Origin of the sequence: Ascidiimonas meishanensis (assembly GCF_037782385.1) — a bacterium.
Classification (GTDB): domain Bacteria; phylum Bacteroidota; class Bacteroidia; order Flavobacteriales; family Flavobacteriaceae; genus Ascidiimonas; species Ascidiimonas meishanensis.
Genome location: NZ_JBBEXD010000019.1, coordinates 32841 through 54749, shown reverse-complemented (window position 1 = coordinate 54749; position 21909 = coordinate 32841). Strand labels below are relative to the sequence as shown.

The window sequence follows — 21909 nt, the reverse complement described above, 5'->3', positions numbered from 1 at the left end:
AGCAGAAAAGATCAGTACCACCCATAACTTCTTTGAACTGGGGGGAGATTCTATTAAGGCCATTACATTACAGAACAGGGTTAAGGCAGTTTTTGATATTAAAATAAAGCTAGAAGAGTTTTTTAAAGCTCCTTCTATTCAGGGAATATCAAAAACAATCTCTGAATTGAGTGTTAAAAAGGTAGAAAAACCTAAAATAACAATATAAAATAGACTCTAAACTAAAGTGTTCATAAATACACTCATTATATAAATAATTGTATAGGTGATCTTATAAAACTTCATCTGTATCCCAATGGTTACAGAGATATTTTTTAAAAAGAGAGAATGTCAAGAACTTTTTAATTTGCTTTAAAGTAGCCCATAGCAGTCAATAAAAAAATGAAAGCAAAAGATATTAAAGAAATAGAAAATCAATTAACAGGGATTTGGAAGGAAGTTTTGAAAATTGATAAAATTAATCCAGAACAGAATTTTTTTGATTTAGGAGGAGATTCTATTGCGGCAATGACTTTGGCAAGACTGATAAAAAGAAACTTTCAAATCAAAGTTCCTACTGTTAAAATATTCTCTTATCCGAATATTAAAAAACAATCCGTATGGATTTACGAAAAACAAGAAATTTCTTTAAAAGGATTTGATGAAAAAATGGATCAGGTGAATAGTCAATTAGATAAAATTTTAAAAAAGGATAATAACTAAAAGCAGTTTTTATCATATCCTTTTAAGATTTATATAAATGCAACAAATGGGAAAAACAGGTTTAGAAATAGCAATCATAGGGATTTCATGTAGGTTACCTAGAATAGAAAACTGGAAGGAATTTTGGAATAGTTTGACTCATGAAACAGAATTATTGGAATTTATTAAAGAAGAGGAACTTTCTAAAAAAGGAATTAATCTTAAAAAAGAAAAAGCCAAAGGGTTTGTTAATATAAGTTCTAAAGTAAAAAACAAAGATCATTTTGATGCAGGCTTTTTTAACTATACCGAAAAAGAAGCAGCCCTTATGAATCCGGTTCACCGAATTTTTCATGAATGTGCATGGCAGGCGTTAGAAGATTCTGGATACACAATTAAGGCAGTAGATGGTGAAATTAGTTTATATGCAGGGAGCAGTAGTGACCTTAACTGGAAATTACACGCACTGGCTCAAAATACAAATAAAAAAGTGGATAATATTACACTGGATTTAATTAGTAGTAGAAACCATTTGGCATCTCTAGTTTCTTATAATCTTAATTTAAAAGGACCTGCTTTTACTATAGATACCGCTTGTTCTACCTCATTATCAGCCGTACATCTTGCATGTAGAGGCTTATTATTTGGAGAGGCCAAACTGGCTATTGCAGGGGGAGTATCCCTCTCTACAAACACTCAAATTGGATATTATTACAATGAAGGATCAATAGTATCAAAAGACGGATATTGTAGATCTTTTGATAATAATGCTACCGGAACCGTATTTAGTGAAGGAGCTGGAATGGTTGTTCTAAAACGTCTTGATGAAGCAATTAAAGACAAGGACCATATTTATGCAGTAATTAAGGGGAGTGCTGCCAATAATGACGGAAATAGGAAAACGGGATATACAGCACCTAGTGTAGAAGGACAAATGGAATGCATAAGGGCTGCACTAAAAATAGCAAGGGTAGCACCTAATACTATAAATTATATTGAAGCTCACGGCACAGGTACAAAATTAGGTGATCCTATAGAAATAGAGGCGTTGAATTTGGCTTTTGAAAAAGACACTACTTTTAAATGTGCAATAGGTTCGGTAAAATCAAATTTGGGACATACAGATACTGCATCAGGGGTTGTTGGCCTCATAAAAGCTGCACTTTCTTTGAAGCATAGGCAAATTCCAGCTAGTTTACATATGGATACACCTAATTCGGAAATTAATTTCAATGAAGGTCCTTTTTATATCAATACCAAACTTAAAAGCTGGGAAAAAAATAAGGAGACACCTAGAAGAGCCGGTATTAGTTCTTTCGGAATAGGAGGAACAAATGTTCACATCATTCTTGAAGAAAGCACTGATAGAGAAGTTATTGGTTTAGATTCTGAGCAAAAAAAACTAGTATTACTTTCTGCTAAAACTAAAAATTCGCTACATAGAAATATAAGAAACTTAAGGGAGTTCCTTGAGAAAAATGAACATATTAATATGGATGATCTTTCATATACCATGGCAATAGGAAGAGATCATTTTGGATTTCGTAAATATTTTTTTTTTACTAGCCGGGAAGAACTTTTAAAAAAGCTTAGTTCTGAGGATCAAGTAGCGGAGCCTGAAAATGAGGCTACACAAGAAGTAGATAAGTTAATTGAAGAGCTTGCAAGAGTATGGGTTAAAGGAGCAGATGTAGATTGGAATACTTACTATAAAACCAAAAAAGGAGTTAAAATACCATTACCGACCTATGCTTTTGAAAACAAAAGATACCCTACTGAAGTGGATGTTAGTAATATCAATATAAAGGAAATAATAAATTCAAATTCTATGGGAGTATACATAGAAAATGAAAGTAAGCCATCCATTTTTAAAAATACGGAAAACGAAGAAAATCAATATGAAAATAGTAGTTTTTCCAGCTCTGAAATTCAAGAAGAACTAAAAGAGATATTTGAAGACCTATTGGAAAAAGAGGCGTCATTAGCAACAGATTTCTTTGATTTAGGTGGCGATTCACTAAGTGGAACCCTGCTATTAACTAAAATCAACAAAAAGTTTAATACTAAAATAAAGCTAGAGGATATTCTAGAATTGCAATCTATTGCTAAGATTTCAGAATATATTCAAACACAAGTTACTTCTCAAACAAATGTAAAGAGTATCACTATATAAAAGAGTGTAAAGAAAAGGATATGAAAATAGCTCAGCTTCTTAATGATCTCAAATCTCATGACATAACCGTCAAGGTAGTAAATGAACGTTTGAAATTATTTTATGAAAGGGAAGAAATACCTTCATATTTAATTGATGAAGTAAGAAGCCATAAGGCACTATTGATTGACTTCTTAACACAAAAAAGTAAGCTGAATACTTATGAAATTCCTAAAATAGAAGAACATCCTCATGGATACGATTTAAGTTCACCACAAAGAAGATCATGGATTATTAGCAATTTAGGTGAGAAAAGCAATATTTCGTATACCATGAGTTCGGCAATAATCATAAAAGGAAGTCTTCAAGAACACACCTTACATAAAGCCTTCTTAAAACTAATACAACGCCATGAAATACTAAGAACAGTATTCAAACAAACAGAAAACGGAGAAATAAAGCAGTATGTTCAATCCTTAGATGAAGTAAAATTCAAAATGAATACGAATCAGGGAATCAGAAGTGAAGAAGAAGTTGATACTATTATTTATAAAGAACTCCAAAAACCTTTTGACCTTACTGAGGGGCCATTATTGAAATGTAACCTATTTAAAATGGCTCCAAAAAAATGGGTTTTATCTTTAATGATCCACCATATAATCTGTGACAGTAAATCCATGGAAATCCTTTTTCGTGATGTTATGTTTTTCTATAAAGATGAGATAGAAGGTAATCTTGAAAATACGTTGCCAAACTTAAAAATACAGTTTAAAGACTATGCTGCCTGGAGCAATTCAGAATATTTAAAAAATAAGCTTGAAACGGATAAAAAATACTGGTTGAATCAATTTAAAGGAGAATTACCTCAGCTGAATTTATCAATCGGAAAAACCAGATCCAAAGAACTAAAAGTTGAGATTGGAATTCTACAAATGGAACTGGAGTCAGAATTATTCAATAAGTTCAAATCCTTTTGTAAGCGTAAAAAGGTAACCCCATTTTCAGGCTTGGTTGCCCTATTGAAATTAGTGTTTTACCGATATTCAAATCAAAAAGATATTACCATAGGCTTTCCGTACTATAACAGAGCACACCCAGAATTGAATGATACATTAGGTTTTTTTGCAGACACTTTTGTGTTAAGAACAAAATTTAAAGGGACGGAATCTTTTGAAGAATTTTTAGCATTGATTAATAGAAATCTTCTGGATGCCTATCAGCATAATAGCTATAATTTTGAAGACCTAGTACAGGATCTTAATTTAAAAAGAGAATTAAATAGAAATATACTATTTGATGTTTTTGTCATCTTTCAAAACTTTAAAAAAGCAGATACAACTTTAGCAGTGGAAGACTTAGAAATAAGTCAATATAAAAAATTAGATGCGAGATTTGGAGCTTTTGATCTTTCTTTTAATTTTTCTGAAGTGGAACAAGGACTTCTTTGTGAAATAGAATACAAAAAAGATATTTATAACGCCAATGTGATAAAGCAATTGATCACACATCTAGAGTTGTTATTGCAGGAAGTCCTTATCGATCCGAAAACAGGGATTGGTGAAATAGACATGATCCCGAATAGAGAAAAAGAAAACATTTTACAATTCGGAAATGCTAAGCAAACAATTAAACTTGAAAAAAGGAATTTAGATTTTGGTCTATTTTATTTTGGTAACCAAGGGGGCGAGAAAAACAACTATGAAATAGTACTCAAAGGAGCAGAAATAGCCGATCAAAACGGTTTTAGTGCAGTATGGACACCAGAGCGTCATTTTAATGAGTTTGGTGCTCCATTTCCCAGTCCGAGTGTGTTAGGAGCAGCAGTTGCCATGAAAACCGATAGAATTCGTATTCGTTCTGGAAGTGTTGTGCCTCCATTGCATCATCCAGTTCGCATAGCCGAAGAATGGGCAATGGTAGATCATCTTTCTGGGGGTCGCGCCGAAGTTTCGTTTGCTTCCGGTTGGAATAGTAATGATTTCATATTCTTTCCAGAGGATTATAAAGACAGGCATACTGTGATGTATGAAAAAATTGAAACCATAAAAAAATTGTGGAATGGTAATAAAATAACCTATCCTAATCCTGAAAATATCGAAATTCCTATTGAAATTTTCCCAAAGCCTCTACAAAAAAATCTCCCTATTTGGATTACCGCCACCGGAGCTATAGATACTTTTGTTGAAGCGGGAAAAATAGGAGCAGGGGTTTTAACTGGTTTGTTGAATGATGATCTAAACGAACTCGAAGAAAAAATCATTGCATATCAAAGTGCATATGCAGCATATGGGCATAAGGGAAGCGGGCGAGTAGCTGTCATGTTACACACTTATATTGATAATAGTGTTCAAAAAGCGCATGATGTAGCAAAGAAACCACTAAAAGAGTATCTCAGGAAACAACTGGAAATGTTTCAAAACATTCCAAACAAACATGTAAACGATGAATCATCTAATGAAATTGAACAACTTCTTGAACTTTCAGTAAATAAATATTTAAATAACAAAAGTTTAATAGGCACCAAAAATTCCTGTGCAGAGTTTCTAAAGAAATTATTGAAAATAGGGGTAACAGAAATAGCATGTCTTATTGATTTTGGAATAGAAACAAAGACCGTTATAAAAGGGCTTGAAAAACTAACTGCTTTAAAAAATCATTTTGTCTTACAAAAGGAGCCCACAAATTCATTTCAAAAACCAGAAAGAACTGTTATAAATAATGAAGGGTCTGTAAGACACTCTAAAACCATTCTTGAATTTTTTCAGAGTAACGTAGTAGATAGCCCCAATACATTGGCCATGATTTGCCAAAAGGATGAGTATACTTATATGGAACTCGATCATAAAGCAACACAGTTTGCAAACTATTTGTCTAGCCTTGGCATAGGCGATGGCGATCTGGTACCCATCTGTACATCGCGTTCTGCCTATATGATTATAGCGATTTTAGCGGTGTTCAAAACCGGTGCAGCATATGTACCTATCAATACTAAATACCCAAAAAGCAGAGTTGATTTTATACTGAATGATACCAAAGCAACTGTTATTGTTACTGAGACCTCATTACAATCTAATTTCAATGAAAAAAAAGCCATCAGCCTTATTTATGTAGATAAATTAAATGAAAAAATAAATGTAGGATCCCAAAAACAGCCTGTATCCGTTGGCGAAAACCAACTGGCATATGTTATATATACCTCGGGTACAACTGGAACTCCAAAAGGAGTAATGGTCACACACAGGTCACTTACAAGCTTTATTATTGGAATCAGTAAAAAATTGCAAGCAGATAAAAAGATTCGTATCCTTAGTATTACGGATTTTACTTTTGATATTTCCATCATGGAGTATTTCCTTCCGCTCTCTTTTGGAGGAACGCTGATTTTAGCAGATGAAGAAGAAGTAAAAGATCTAGAATTACTTAAGAACCTCATAGCAATAGAAAAACCTACTCACCTGCAAGCTACGCCTACTTTATGGGAGATGCTACTAGAATCAGGATGGGAAAATAAAGAACAAACCGAAATATTGAGTGGAGGAGAAACCTTAAAAACAAGACTAAAAGATAAGTTAACAACAATCGCCCCTAATAAAACCATCTGGAATTTATATGGGCCAACAGAGGCAACTATTTGGGCGAGCCTGGCGAGAATAAACTCAGAAGATGCTGTAACCATCGGAACTCCTTTAAGCACAACACGGATGTATGTTCTATCTGATGATTTACAAATGAAACCTATTGGGATTCCTGGAGAACTGCATATTGGAGGTACTCAGCTTGCGGAAGGATATCTAAATCAATTTAAACTAACGGAAGAAAAATTTATAAAGAATCCATTTATAAAAGGCGAATACCTTTACAAAACCGGAGATTTAGTAAAATGGCGATCAGATGGAAAGCTTGAATTTCTAGGAAGAAGAGACCGTCAGGTAAAAGTAAGAGGGCACAGGATAGAAATAGAAGAAATAGAAAATCATCTTGAACGTTTACACAAGATTCAACAAGCACTGGTTGTGTATGCAGAAATAGAAGGATTACAACAACTTGTAGCATATGTAATTGCTGAAAAATTTAATGAAGAAGATGTTATTTTAAGTCTGAAAAATCAATTGCCAAATTATATGATACCATACATATACATGGTATTAGAATCTTTCCCTTTAACGCTAAGTGGTAAGTTAAATATAAAAGCATTACCTGCTCCAGGAGTAAAAATAAAATCAACATATTTAGCTCCTGCAAGTAAGCTTGAAAAACAATTAACTAGTATATGGGCATCTATACTGAATCTCGATGAAGAGAAAATAGGCATCAAACATAACTTCTTTGAAATTGGAGGGAACTCCATAAAAGCGATTACACTACAGAATAAAATTAAAGCAGTTTTTGATGTTAAAATAAAACTGGAAGATTTTTTCAAAACACCTTCCGTTAGAGAGATTTCACAAATAATCTTAAGACTACAGGTTAAAAGGCTTGAAAAACCTAAAGTGACAATCTAACAAAAACATACTACCTAATATAAAACTAAAATGATTAAACAAGATCATGCAACCGCGCGTGTAGAAGATGTTATGGGGTTTCTTAATGAAGTCCAGCTTAACTATCCTGATGCGATCTCTTTAGCTTCAGGTCGTCCTGATGAAAGATTCTTTGATTTACATAAGATTCAAGAATATATAGATGCTTTTGTAAATCACATGAGCAGAGAAAAAAATAGTACTCCAGAAAGAATATTAAAAGATCTCGGCCAGTACAATAGGACAAAAGGAGTTATTAACACATTAATAGCAAAGTATCTAGAAAATGACTATCAGATAAAAGCAGATGCAGATGATATACTAATTAATGTTGGTTCACAGGAAAGCTTTATCCTTACGTTACTTACACTGTGTAACAAAAAAAATGATGTTTTAATTGTTGAAGATCCGTCTTATGTAGGGATAAGTCATTTTAGCATTATTGCACAATACCAAGTGCAGCCATCTCCAGTTAAACCTACTGGGTTATGCCTTGAAAAATTAGAACAAAACATTTTAAGATGCAACTCAGAACAAAAACATGTAAAACTGGTATATGTTACTCCTGATTTTCAAAATCCAACAGGAACAAGAATGCCTTTAGAGAACAGGAAAAAATTATTGCAATTGGCTAAGCAATACAATTTTTACATTATTGAAGACAATGCCTATGGGGATTTTGTATTTGAAGGAGAAAAGCTTCCCACAATAAAGTCTTTAGATAAAAATGGGCACGTTATTTACCTGCATTCCTTTTCAAAAACAATATACCCGGCATTAAGAATAGGTGCAATGGTTTGCGGTAAAAAACTAGAAGGAGGCTTTAAGTTAAGTGATCTTATGGCGAAAACTAAAGGCTATACTACCGTAAATACACCTAGCATAACACAAATGATTGTAGGGGGAATGCTTATTGAAAATGAGTTTTCCTTTAAAAACTACAATGTAAAAAAAATTGAAAAACTAAAAACTAAAAGAAACGGTATTCTCAAAGCGCTTCACAAATACTTCGGTGTAAATGAAACATCTGGTTTAGCTCAAGTAACCTGGAACATTCCTGAAGGAGGCTATTTTCTAACATTGACATTGCCCATAATAATCACTAAAGAAGATGTCATTGATTGTGCAAAAAAATATGGGGTTATTACTACCCCCATGTCATTCTTCCACCTAAGTAATGAAGGAAAAAATCAAATACGAATAGCGTATAGCTATGTAGACGAAAATTTGATTGAGACTGCCATAGAACGCTTATCAAAATTCTTATATCAAAAAATAAATCAAACAAGTACCAATGCGACCTTACTAGGTAAAAGCATTTAAATAAACATCCATCAAAAAAATAAAACAATTCAAATATTAAACCAAAAGTAAAATTATGAATGCTGAAAAATTAATTGAATCGGACTTCTTAAAGATCAAATATGATTTTATTGAATATTATGTAGGAATGGCCAAAATGGTAGCCTATTGGCATGTAAAAGCGTTAGGCTTTAAAGTAACAGCATATTGTGGTCCAGAGACAGGATGTCCTGATAAATGCTCCTACTTTATTGTGAAAGATGATATTAAACTGGTAATTACATCTGCTTCACAACCCAGTAATTACAAAGTAGTATCCTTTGTTGATCTTCATGGCAATGGAATAAAGAAGATCGCAGTAAAAATAAAAAATGTAGAATCCTTTTTTGAAAAAGTAATTAATAAAGGTGCTATTCCTTTACAATTTCCACATCAAATTTCAGACGAGTACGGCACAGCAACTTTGGCATCTGTGAAAATATTTGATGATAACGAAATAGTATTTGTAGATTATGAAGACTACGAAGGAATTTTTCTTCCTGGATATGAAGCCTATGAAAGTAATTGGGATAGTAATGTTGAAGAGTCATGTCTTGTCAGTATTGATCATATCGCAAGTGCTTTGAGAGTAAATGAGATCAAAATTTGGGAGAATTATTTTAATAATATTTTTTATTCAAAAACAGTAGCATGTTTTGATGAAAGACTGTCTGAATCAGAAGAAGAAAACAAGATTGGAATGTATCTTAAAGTGTTGCAAACCAATGATAAACAGATAAATAATGTTTTAGTAGAACCTGATAAGCATAAAAACACCCAAGTACAACTATTTATAGAGCAAAACTATGGAACCGGAGTTCAACATATAGCTTTTTCGTCCTCTAATATTTTTAAATCGGTAGAAATTTTAAGAAAAAATGGTGTCAAGTTTACGGCTTATCCAGATTCTTACTACAGAAACCTTAAAAATAAATATCCACATTTGGAGGTTGATAAATTCCAGAAATATGGAGTTTTATGTGATGTTGTAGATAATGCTCTATTATTACAAGTATTTACCACTCCTATTGGAGATCGCGCAACCTTTTTCTATGAAATCGTACAACGTATTAATCAGTACGAAGGATTTGGCTTAGATAATATCCATGCCTTATTTGAAGCATTGGAAGAAGAAATAATGCTTAATAAAGTGTAGAATTGGTGCATTTTAAAAACAAGTTGAGCGACTTTATCACTATAGTTGGAGAAGAAAACGTAATCTTCGAAGAAGATAAACTATACCAGTATGCTACTGATCATAGTAGCAGGAAAAGTACGCTACCCTTATGTGTTGTAAAGCCTAATTCTACTAATGAGGTTTCACAGATAGTGAAGGTCTGTAACCGTAAAAACCTCGGGATTACCATCCGTGCAGGAGGAAGTGGTGTTAGTGGAGGGAGTGTTTCTAATTCGGAGTGTATTATACTATCTATAGAACGACTCAATAAAATACTTACAATTGATGCTATTAACCGGTACGTAATTACGCAGGCGGGTGTAGTTACGCAAATATTACAAGATAAGTTACTGGAAACCAATATGTGTTTTCCACAAAATATAAGCAGTGCTTCAATGAGTTGTATTGGAGGTAATGTGGCTATATCAAGCGGTAGCCCGAAATCTCTTAAATACGGTAGCACTAAAAATTACGTGTTAAATCTTGAGGTAGTGTTGCCTGATGGACGAATTATTTGGACAGGTAAAAATATAGAGAAAAATGCTACTGGATATAATCTTACTCAACTATTTGTGGGTAGTGAAGGTACCCTTGGAATTATAACAAAAGTGGTGCTAAAAATTGTTCCTGTTCAAAAAGAATTGTTAATGATGGTGCCCTTTGAAACATCAGAAAGACTATTCAACTTTGTAAAGACATTCTTCTCTCAAGGATTTACCGCTTCAAGTCTTGAATTTTTGGATCAAAACGGATACGGTCTCATTTTAGAATACTTAGGTGAAAAAAATAAATTTTCAAATCAATTTGGAGGCCTTTTGTGGATAGAGTTTGAATCACCAACGGATGAGGAAAACATGAACAAAGCAACACGGTTATACAATCTAATCCTAGAGTATAGTAATTATGAACCTTTAATAGCCCAATCTGTGAAGGAAATTGAATCCTTGTGGAAGTATCGCAAAAAGATTGGAGAAGCAGCCATAAACTATGCAGAATTTAAAGACCTCGATGTTGTTGTGCCAAGAGATAAAATTGATGAAATGTTCAAGGCTATAAATTTCATTTGCGAATCATTACAACTTGAATTTATTGTTATAGGGCATATAGGCAATGGAAATTTTCATATTAATATCTTTAATAGTAATGAAGATAGCATGTGGGAAGAAAATATCTGTAAATGTACTACCCAAATCTTTGAAAAGGCTATTGAAATGGGTGGCGAAATTAGTGGAGAACACGGAATTGGCACTTATAATCGCTCTTTTTTTAATCAATTTACTTCAAATACCAATATCAAAATAATGGCTGAGATTAAGAAAATTTTTGATCCTAAAAATATACTTAATAGCAATAACCTTTTTATTGAGCAACACTAAAAAAGTAAGACCAGCTTATTGCAATCAAGCCGCATTACATCACAATCTTTTACCAGAATAATAAACAAATAGTAATTGAAATGGAAGAATTATTAAATAAACTTAAAAGTTTAAATATTACTTTGTCAGAAAATGATAATCAGATTGATGTATTTGATCCCGACGAAAATCTTTCGCAACAAATAATTACTGAGATTAAGGACTATAAGTCTGAGATCTTACAATACCTTAAAAATTTAGAAAGTCCATCGAGGTCTCCATATATTCAACAAGCTCCAAAAAGGGAATATTATTCACTTTCACCTTCTCAAAAAAGAATGTTTTTTTTGTATGAAGTAGATAAAAGTTCAGTAGCGTACAATATGCCGCAGATCTACAAGGTAAAGGGAAACTTGGATATTGAAAAAATGGAGTTGGTTTTTAATCAGCTGCTTTCAAGACATGAAATATTACGTACAAACTTTGAGGTAATTAATGGAGTACCCGTACAAAAAATACATAAAAAAGTTACACTTAAGATAACTCATTATCATGTTGATGAAGAAGATGTAGAAGAGGTTGTACGTGCATTTATCAGTCCATTTGATCTGGCGAAAGATTGTTTGCTTAGAATAGGAGTCATTGAGCATAGTGCCTACAAAATCTTAATGATAGATATGCATCACATTATTGGTGATGGAATGTCTCATGCTATTCTGGTAAACGATTTTAAAGTGTTGTATGAAGGAGGTAAATTAGAGCCACTTCAATTACAATATAAAGACTATATAGAATGGCAAATAGGGGAAGAATACCAACTTGCTATTGAGGAAGATAAGCATTTTTGGCTTGATAAATTTAAAGATGAAATTACGCCTCTAGAGCTTCCTACTGATTTTAAAAGACCGGCCATAAAAAGTAACCAAGGCGCTATGCATTTTTTTGAGATAAATGCAACACAAACAGCGCAATTAAAAGCCATAGCAATGGCACAGGGAACCTCTCTATTTGTGATCATACAAACCCTATACAATATACTAATATATAAACTTACCAATCAAACAGATATTATTATAGGCGTGCCTACTAGAGGGAGAGATCATGTAGCATTGGAAAATATGCTTGGTATGTTTGTTAATACCATTTCACTTAGAAACAAACTAGTTGCAAATGAAACATTTGTGGATCTATTAGCTACCATTAGAGATAATGTACTAAATAGCTTTGACCATCAAGCTTTTCAATATGACAAACTTGTAGAAGAATTAGGAATTAAAAGGTCAACTAATAGAAATCCAATATTTGATATAGCGTTTAGTTTTGACAGTTTTGGAGACTCAGGTGTTACTATATCAGATCTAGAATTTGAGTTATACGAAAGAGAATTTAAAAATGCCAAATTTGATATTACCCTTATTGCTTCAGAGCAAAAAGAGGGTCTAAATTTGATGTTTGAATACAGCACTGATTTGTTTAAAAGCAAAACAGTAGAAAGATTTGCCGAATATTTTAAAAGTATTACAAAGCAGGTTGTTACCAATAAAAATTTGAAAATAAATGAAATAGACATTATTTCCAAATCAGAAAAGAACCTCATTCTTAATACGTTCAATTTAGCTGATCTAGAAACGCAAAACAATACTACGCTATTAGACGCTTTTTCATTACAGGTAACAAAAAATGCAGATAGGAGTGCTTTAGTCTATAATGGAACAACAATAACCTATGCAGCACTCGATAAAAGATCGAATCAATTTGCCCAATATCTACTAGATCAAGGAGTGAAAAAAGAAGAATTGATTCCTATCTGCGTGAATCGTTCTATTGAAATGATTGTAGGAATTATTGGAATCTTGAAATCAGGTGCTGCTTTTGTACCTATTGATCCCGAATATCCTACAGAACGCATATCTTATATGCTGGAAGATGTGGATGCTAAAATGATTGTGACGGAAAAGCCATTAAAAGATATTTTGGGCACTGGATATGAAAAAATTTACATCGATATTCCAGAAAACTATGAAAACTATAAGGAGGTACTTCCATTGCCCTCTATCCAACAAGATCATTTAGGGTATGTTATCTATACTTCTGGAACAACTGGTAAACCTAAGGGAGTAAAGTGTACACAAGAAGGGGTATTAAATATGGTGATGAATCAAATACAGGTTATTGGGCTTACTTCTCATGACAATGTATTGCAGTTTGCCTCTTTTGCTTTTGATGCGTTTATTTCGGAACTATTTACTACTTTAATTGCTGGGGCAAAACTTGCCATACCCACAAAACAGATTATTAATTCCATAGAAGAAGTTGCAAAATTCATTCGTGAAGAAAAAATTACGGTGGCAACACTTCCACCTTCTTATCAGGCAATCTTAAGGCAGAATATATTCAACATGAAGGTGATTATTTCTGCCGGGGAAGCACTAAACGCAGAACTCACAAAATCGCTTATTGAAAAAGGTCTTAGAGTAATCAATGCCTACGGTCCCACAGAAAATACGGTGTGTACCACTATGTCGGTACATCCTCTATTAGAAAACAACATCGTTACGATAGGAAAACCACTTCAGGGAGTTAAAGTATATATCTTAAATAATGATGGGCAACTGTGTCCTGTAGGGGTTACTGGTGAACTATGTGTTTCTGGCGTTCAACTGGCAAAGGGATACTTAAATCGTCCAGGTATCACTAAAGAAAAATTCATTAAAAAGTCTTTTCAGGTAGGAACAGTTATATCGCTTTACAAAACAGGGGATCTGGCAAGATGGCTGCCTGATGGAAATATAGAGTTTATTGGCAGAAAAGACAATCAGGTAAAATTAAGAGGATACAGGATTGAGTTGGAAGAAATTGAAAGTGCCATGAGCAAAATTCCTGAAATTCAAGGAAGTGCAGTTGTACTTAATGAAGAACAGCAAAGCTTAATCGCTTATTATACAACAAAACCAAAAGTAGAGCTCTGGCCATCAATTGCAGAATTTTTTATTTATGATGATGTGGTTTATAAGTCTATGTACACACACCTTTCCAGAAATGAAAAATACAAAGAAGCACTTAAAAAAGTTATCAAAGGAAAAACGGTATTAGAAATTGGTCCTGGTCCCGAAGCCATTCTTACAAGATTGTGTATAGAGTGTGGAGCAGCCAAAGTATATACCGTAGAGATACTGGAAGAAACCTATTTAAAAGCAAAAGCCAAAATTGAAAGTGAGGGGCTGGAAGATAAGATCACTTTAATTCACGGTGATGTGATGAAAGTTGATCTTCCCCAGATTTTTGATTATTGTGTTTCAGAAATTGTAGGATCTATAGGAGGTTCCGAAGGTGCTGCGGTACTTATCAATCATGTTAAAAAATTCATGAAGAATCCACAACATATGATTCCCGCACGAAGTCTTACTAAAATATCAGCGATTTCACTAGACGAATCTATGTTTGACTATGCGTTTTCTGAGGTGGCAAATCACTATGTAGAGCAAATATTCTCTAATTATGGAGAAAACTTTGAATTCCGCCTCTGTGTAAAAAATGTCCCCAAAGAAAATATCATTGCTGATTATGACGTATTTGAAGACCTTGATTACACATCAACCATGCAATATGAACAAGAGCATGATGCAAAAATAACATTCAATAAAGACAGTACTTTTAACGGATTCTATGTTTGGATGGATTTGTATATGGATAATGAAATTAATCTAGACATTATTGAAGATCCAGGAAGTTGGTTGCCTATATTCATGCCAGTGGCTTATCCAGGGATTCCTGTAAAAGAAGGAGACTACCTGGAAATGAAAATTCAAAGAAAGTTAGCCTCCAATAATATCAATCCCGATTTTTTTATCAAAGGACAATTGTATAGAGAAGGACTAGATTCTATTAGTGTGGAATTTAACTCGTATCACTATGAAAATATAAGATCTGGTAATCCGTTCTATGAGAAACTCTTCAAGAACGGCATACAAATACAGTCACCAGGACTCAATACAACGTTTATTAAAGAACAATTGAGCACCTTCCTTCCTGAATATATGGTGCCTTCCAATTATATTAGTATTGATAAAATTCCATTGACCTCCAATGGCAAAGTAAATAAAAAGGCATTGGCTGCCATTCAGACCAAGCACGAAATTAAAAAACCGGAAAAAGCAATTGAAAAAGGACTTATTGATCTTTGGGCTGAAACTTTAAAAATAGATAAAGAAACCATAAGTGTTGATAGTGATTTTTTTGTGTTAGGAGGCCATTCACTTATGGCAATCTCAATGGTGCACAAGCTGAATGAACGTTATGCTACAGAAATTCAACTAGAAGAAATTTTTGAAACCAGTGTACTCTCAGAATTAGCAGAACTTATTTTACAAAGACAAGATACAGGGAAGATTCAAATTCCAAAGGCTGAGGATAAAGGATATTTTGCCCTGTCATCTGCGCAAAAAAGACTGTATTTTGTATATGAGCTAGACAAGAGCTCAATTATGTATAATGTGCCTCAATTCTATACCATAAAAGGAAAACTAGATACTGTATTCTTAGCGCAGGTATTCCAGCAACTAGTAGAACGACATGAAGCACTGCGAACCAATTTTGAAGTGGTAGATAGCGTTGTCATGCAAAAGATTAAAAGCGCAAAAGGCTTCACTATTCAATTTGGGGAAGCAATAGAAAAAGATATTGACTCAGAAATTGAGAAATTCATTAAACCTTACACATTAAATTCTGATTACCCTTTTAGAGTTAAACTTGTGACGCTTGCAGCAGAGGAATACTTATTGCTGATTGATATGCATCATATAGTAAGCGATGGCTTGTCTTATGAAATACTTCTTAAAGATTTCTGGAACCTCTATAACAAAGAACAACTAGAACCTCTACAATTTCAATATAAAGACTACGCAGAATGGCAGCAGAGTGATGCGCAAAAAGAACTGGTGAAAGCACATAGAGCATTTTGGATGGAACAATATAAAAACCCTGTAATACCATTAGAATTGCCAACCAGCTACCCAAGACCTGCTAAAAAAAGTGGAAAAGGTGCAAGTTTAGAATTTACACTCAGTATTGAAGAGACAGCAAAACTAAAGAAAATCAGTCAGAGCGAAGGCGCAACCATGTTTATGTTGCTGTTGACAATATATAACACATTCTTAAATAAATTGAGCAATCAGGAAGATATTGTTGTGGGGGTATCTTCTTCTGGAAGACCAAACTCAGAGTTTGATAATGTGGTAGGAATATTCCTGAATAGTATTCCTTTACGTAACACAGTAAATAGTGACCTTACGTTTCTAGAATTCTTAAGAGAAGTTAAATCAAATACACTAGATTGCTTTAATCATCAACTATTTCAGTATGATGAATTAGTAGAAGCCCTGCAAATTGGCAGGAATATGAGCCGTAATCCGTTATTTGATGCCATTCTTGTATATCAGGAAGAAACCATAAAAGGAGCAATGCAAAACGCAGAACTTGATATTAATATGGTAAATAAGGAACATGAATACTCAAAATTTGACCTTGCATTATTTGCTAAAGGAGGAGAAGAAAATCTAAAGCTTCAATTTACGTATGCAACGGACCTTTTTAATGAAGACACTGTCTACAAATTTATTAGCTATTTTAAAAAGATCGTTATACAAATTCTAGAAAATATAGACACAAAACTTGCTAGTATAACCATACTTTCTGAGGATGAACAAAAAATAATTATTTCCAGATTTAATGCCAAGAAGGACCTTGAAGAAGCACATAGAATTACAGTGGTAGATATGTTTGAAGAAATGGTCTTGGAAGATCCTGAAAATGAAGCGGTATGCTATAATGATACCATACTTACCTACGAAGAATTAAATGATGAAGCCAACAAACTGGCACGCTACTTAATGGAATCGCATCACATTAGCAATGGAGATATTGTAGCCATTAAAATGCAACGATCAGAAAAACTGATTATCTCAATGCTAGGGGTTTTAAAAACGGGAGCAGCATACCTGCCTATAGATTATTATATGCCAGAAAAACGCACGGCATATATACTTTCTGATAGTCTCGCCAAATGCGTAATCTCTGATCAAGCGATTAATGTGGAAACACAAAATGTTTCTTGGGAGCAAAGTGAAAAATGGATCTCAAATGAGTGTAATAACATCAATAAAAAGATGGAAGCTCAAGACAATGTGTATATCATTTATACTTCTGGAACTACAGGAAAACCTAAAGGAGTGTGTATACCTAATCGTTCTCTGTACAACTATATAACATGGCTTAAGTCTTCTTACAATATTGATTTTAGGGACAGTACTGTATTATTCTCATCACATGCATATGACCTTTGTTATACCAGCCTATGGGGAAGTATTCTATCAGGAGGAACACTGCACCTAGTTAATGATTCAAAACACTTTGACCCTGCAGAAGTTGCAAGCTGCATTCTTGAAAATAGCATATCTTTTATAAAACTTACGCCATCACACTTAAAACTGTTGTACAAATCCAAAGAATTTGTAGAAAATATAAAAAGAAATTCGTTGAGGTTGATACTGCTTGGAGGAGAACCTATAGATCTTAATGATGTAGCATTTTACCAAGAAATAAAACGGTCTGTACAATTTGTGAATCATTATGGCCCAACGGAAACCACCATTGGGGCGATTGCTCATAACATTAAAAAGAAAGACATTTTTAGTACTGAAAATGTTATTGGAAAAGGAATAGATAATAATGAAATTTTTATACTCAACAAGAATTTGGCCTTAGTTCCCACAGGAATAAAAGGAGAAATATGTATCGCTGGTTTAGGAGTGTCTAATGGATACCTTAATAAGCCAGAACTAACATCAGAAAAATTTATTGAAAACCCTTACGCTACAGGCGACCATGATAAAAAACTATATAAAACTGGAGATCTTGGGAGATTCCGAGAAGATGGAAATATAGAATTTTTAGGACGTATTGATGATCAAGTAAAAATAAGAGGACATCGTATTGAATTAAAGGAAGTGGAGATGCATCTTAATGCGCTGGAATCCATACAGGAAAGTAAAGTTCTGATAGAAGAAAATCAGCTTGGGGAAAACCAATTGGTAGCTTATGTGATCATAACCAGCGCTAAGCTCAACGAGGAAGATATCATTGCTGAAATGTCTCTAAACTTGCCAGATTATATGGTGCCAAAGCGCTATATACAACTAGAAGCATTTCCGCTAACGTTGAATGGAAAGATTGATAAAAAAGCATTACCAAAATTTAATACGGCTGAGGTTAAAACTACATTAGAAGAAGGTGCTTATACCGAAGTACAGCAAAAGCTACGCAACCTATGGGCAGACATACTTAAGTTAGATCAACAAGCCATAGGATTGAACAATGATTTCTTCAATCTAGGAGGTCATTCTCTTTTAGCACTAGAAATGATCTATAAAATCAGTGAACTATTCTTGGTGGAAATATCTATAGATACCATTTTTGAAAAGAAAACCATTCTTGAACTGGCCGAGTACATCAATGAATTGGATAAAAAAATATTTATCAAGATATCTAAAGCAAACGAACGGGAGTATTACCCGCTTTCTCCAGCACAAAGGCGGTTGTATTTTATATATGAATTCGACAAAACCTCACTTGCCTATAATATGCCTGGAATCTATAGGATGAAGGCTTCTGTAGATGTAAAACGTATTGAAAAAATATTCCGTGAACTGATAAAACGGCATGAAAGCTTACGTACTAATTTTAGGATTATAAATAATGAAATTGTACAAAAAATAGGAGATTGGGAAATTTTTCAAATAGCGCATACTACAGCAGAAGAAGCACAGATACCAGACATTGTAAAAGATTTTGTTCGTCCATTTGATTTATCTAAGGATTATCTGCTTCGAGTAGGGTTGATAACGATCAAAGAAGGTGGCTATATTTTAATGACCGATAAACACCACATTGTTTCAGATGGTTTATCTCGGGAAGTTTTACTTAAAGACTTCTGGACCTTGTATCAGGGAGATACCTTAGAACCGTTGCAATTGCAGTATAAAGATTATGCGGTATGGCAAGAAAATATAGATCAAGTTGAATTACTGGAGCAACATAAAGCTTATTGGTTACAAAAATTTGAGATGGAAATAGCACATTTAAATCTCAATACCGATTTTGAGCGTCCTTCTGTCAAGACGTCAAATGGGGCAAGTATGCTTTTCGATATCAATACAGAAAAAAGCGAAAAACTAAAACAACTTGCAGAAGATAATGGCGTAACGCTCTTTATGTTGTTTTTATCGCTGTATAACGTACTTCTATCCAAACTTAGTACTTCAGAAGACATTGTGGTAGGGGTGCCAGTATCAGGCAGGCACCATGCAGACCTTGAAGGTATTGTGGGAATGTTTGTAAACACACTTCCCTTACGAAATCAATCTCATGGAACATTGTCATTTACAAAGTTTCTTACTAATGTAAAAGAAAACAGCCTTGAAGCCTTTAATAATTACTTATATCAATATGAAAATCTTGTTGAGGAATTAGACATAGAACGCGATACTAGCCGAAATCCAATATTTGATGTACTCTTCTCTTACGATAAAAAAGAGAAAAATGAAAATGTAGTTGAACATGATGACCTAATTATACCCTATAAGTTGGAAAAGAATGTTGTGAAGTTTGACCTACATATGGCTCTAAAAGAAATTGATGGTCAACTCCTTTATGATATTAGTTACAACACAGATCTTTTTAAAGAAGAAACGATTCGACAATTTTCACAATATTTTGAATTATTAACAGATCAGGTGCTTACTAATCCAAAAGTTAATATTAGCGAATTAACCATTTTATCATCATCAGAGTACGATCGTATTGTGCATGAGTTTAATGATACCGATAAAAATATTGATCTTACAAAAACACTCATAGATCTATTTACAGAACAGGTACAGAAAACACCGGGTAAAGTAGCATTAAAATATAATGAAACTGAGGTTACTTATATGGAATTGGAAGAACGCGCCAATGCTTTGGCAAATCACTTAGTAACCCAAGGAATAGACACAGGGGAAGTTATTGGAATCTATTTGGACAGATCTTTGGAAATGATTGTTGCAATCTTAGGTATTTTAAAGGCAGGCTGTTCTTATATTCCAATGAATACTAAACAACCTGTTTCACGAACCAGATATATGATGAGTGATGCTGATATTAAACTCATTATAACCTCAACAATCTATCAGAAACTTTTAAGTGCCGAATCAAATACAGTCTTAATTGATATGCTTTCATGGGAAGAACTCTCAAAAGAGGCTCCTGAATTAAACATTGATAGTACTGCACAAGCATATGTGATTTACACTTCTGGATCAACAGGTAATCCAAAAGGAGTAAGTATTAAGCACAAGGGTATAGTAAATTTGGTGAACAACCAACAGCAAGCTTTTGGTATTAGTGAAAGTGATCGCATCTTGCAATTCTCACCAATTTATTTTGATGCCTCTGCAGAACAGGTTTGGTTGTCTTTACTAAGCGGGTCTACTTTGGTGCTTATTGATGAAGCTACATTAATAGATCAACAGCGCCTAAATGCGTATCTCGCCGCTCAAAAGGTGACACATTTTCACGCAACGCCATCATTTCTTGAAACGCTCATGCTTGAAGAGAACACCAATTTGCGAAGAATTATCGCAGGAGGAGAACCCTGCAAATCACCACTGGCAACAAAATTTAAAGACTATGAATTTTATAACAAATACGGACCGACAGAAGCTACCGTAACAGCAACAATGTATAAGGCTGGCAAAGCTTTGTATAACAAAGCATCCATGCCAATTGGAAAACCAATAGCCAACACCAAAGCTTATGTTCTGGATACTTATATGAAAGTGGTTCCTATAGGAGTTGCTGGAGAATTATACCTCTCAGGCCCCGGACTCTCCAAAGGCTATTTAAATGAACCAGAGCTCAACAAAAACAACTTTATTGAAAATTTATTTTCAAATGAAGCAGACTCAAAACTATACAGGACAGGAGATATCGTATGCTGGTTACCTGACGGGAATCTAGAATTTCTTGGAAGAAAAGACCATCAGGTAAAGATAAGGGGTTATCGCATAGAATTGGGGGAAATAGAGGCAAAACTCCAAGTTTTAGATACCGTACAGCAGGCGCTAGTGGAAGTAAAAGAAACAGCAGCTGGAGATAAACAATTGGTAGGATATTTAATGGCAGATGAAACAGTAAACTCATCAGAAGTAATAAGGCATTTAAAAGAACAACTTCCAGCGTATATGATTCCGCAATCCTATGTTATGCTTGAAGTAATTCCTAAGACGCCAAGCGGTAAAGTAGATCGTAAAGCATTACCAGCACCAGAGTTTATCGCTTCTGCATATGTAGCTCCAGCCACAGATATAGAAAAAAAATTGGCACATATTTGGGCAACCATCTTGGAAATAGAAGAGCAAAAAATAGGAACCACACAAAACTTTTTTGAAATAGGCGGGCATTCCTTAAAAGCTATAAACCTTGTTAACAAAATCAGCGAGACTTTTTCTGTAGAAATTCCTTTAAAAGAAATTTTTCAAAAAAATACAATTTTAGCTATCGCAGAAATAATTGATGACTATTCCTGGTTAAAAGAAAATAAGGTGAATCAGGATAACGAAGAATTTGGGATAATTATATAAACTATTG

The 21909-nt window shown here is 33.8% G+C and carries 8 protein-coding genes; all 8 read left to right on the top strand.

Annotation, left to right across the window (positions count from 1 at the left end):
* Positions 1 to 208, top strand: a 208-nt coding sequence (locus WBG07_RS19140) for an acyl carrier protein (protein ID WP_340203716.1), incomplete at its 5' end; no start/stop codon positions are given.
* A 173-nt stretch (positions 209 to 381) separates the two neighbouring features.
* Positions 382 to 702, top strand: coding sequence for an acyl carrier protein (locus tag WBG07_RS19135; RefSeq protein ID WP_340203714.1), 321 nt, complete (start codon positions 382 to 384; stop codon positions 700 to 702).
* Between the two features lie 46 nt (positions 703 to 748).
* On the top strand, positions 749 to 2854 hold the full coding sequence (locus tag WBG07_RS19130; protein ID WP_340203712.1) for a type I polyketide synthase: 2106 nt from the start codon (positions 749 to 751) through the stop codon (positions 2852 to 2854).
* Positions 2855 to 2874: 20 nt separating this feature from the next.
* Complete coding sequence (locus WBG07_RS19125; RefSeq protein WP_340203710.1) at positions 2875 to 7335, top strand: MupA/Atu3671 family FMN-dependent luciferase-like monooxygenase; 4461 nt, start codon at positions 2875 to 2877, stop codon at positions 7333 to 7335.
* A 30-nt stretch (positions 7336 to 7365) separates the two neighbouring features.
* On the top strand, positions 7366 to 8676 hold the full coding sequence (locus WBG07_RS19120) for an aminotransferase-like domain-containing protein (protein ID WP_340203708.1): 1311 nt from the start codon (positions 7366 to 7368) through the stop codon (positions 8674 to 8676).
* Positions 8677 to 8731: 55 nt separating this feature from the next.
* On the top strand, positions 8732 to 9850 hold the full coding sequence (locus WBG07_RS19115) for a VOC family protein (protein WP_340203706.1): 1119 nt from the start codon (positions 8732 to 8734) through the stop codon (positions 9848 to 9850).
* A 23-nt stretch (positions 9851 to 9873) separates the two neighbouring features.
* A complete protein-coding gene (locus tag WBG07_RS19110; protein ID WP_340203704.1) occupies positions 9874 to 11247 on the top strand; it encodes an FAD-binding oxidoreductase in 1374 nt (457 codons plus the stop codon).
* Between the two features lie 80 nt (positions 11248 to 11327).
* A complete protein-coding gene (locus tag WBG07_RS19105) occupies positions 11328 to 21902 on the top strand; it encodes an amino acid adenylation domain-containing protein (RefSeq protein ID WP_340203703.1) in 10575 nt (3524 codons plus the stop codon).
* The last annotated feature ends 7 nt before the right edge of the window (positions 21903 to 21909 follow it).

Bases quoted from the DNA above. Each gene is read 5' to 3' on its own strand.
- WBG07_RS19135 (WP_340203714.1), top strand. From the start codon at position 382: ATGAAAGCAAAAGATATTAAAGAAATAGAAAATCAATTAACAGGGATT.
- WBG07_RS19130 (WP_340203712.1), top strand. From the start codon at position 749: ATGGGAAAAACAGGTTTAGAAATAGCAATCATAGGGATTTCATGTAGG.
- WBG07_RS19125 (WP_340203710.1), top strand. From the start codon at position 2,875: ATGAAAATAGCTCAGCTTCTTAATGATCTCAAATCTCATGACATAACC.
- WBG07_RS19120 (WP_340203708.1), top strand. From the start codon at position 7,366: ATGATTAAACAAGATCATGCAACCGCGCGTGTAGAAGATGTTATGGGG.
- WBG07_RS19115 (WP_340203706.1), top strand. From the start codon at position 8,732: ATGAATGCTGAAAAATTAATTGAATCGGACTTCTTAAAGATCAAATAT.
- WBG07_RS19105 (WP_340203703.1), top strand. From the start codon at position 11,328: ATGGAAGAATTATTAAATAAACTTAAAAGTTTAAATATTACTTTGTCA.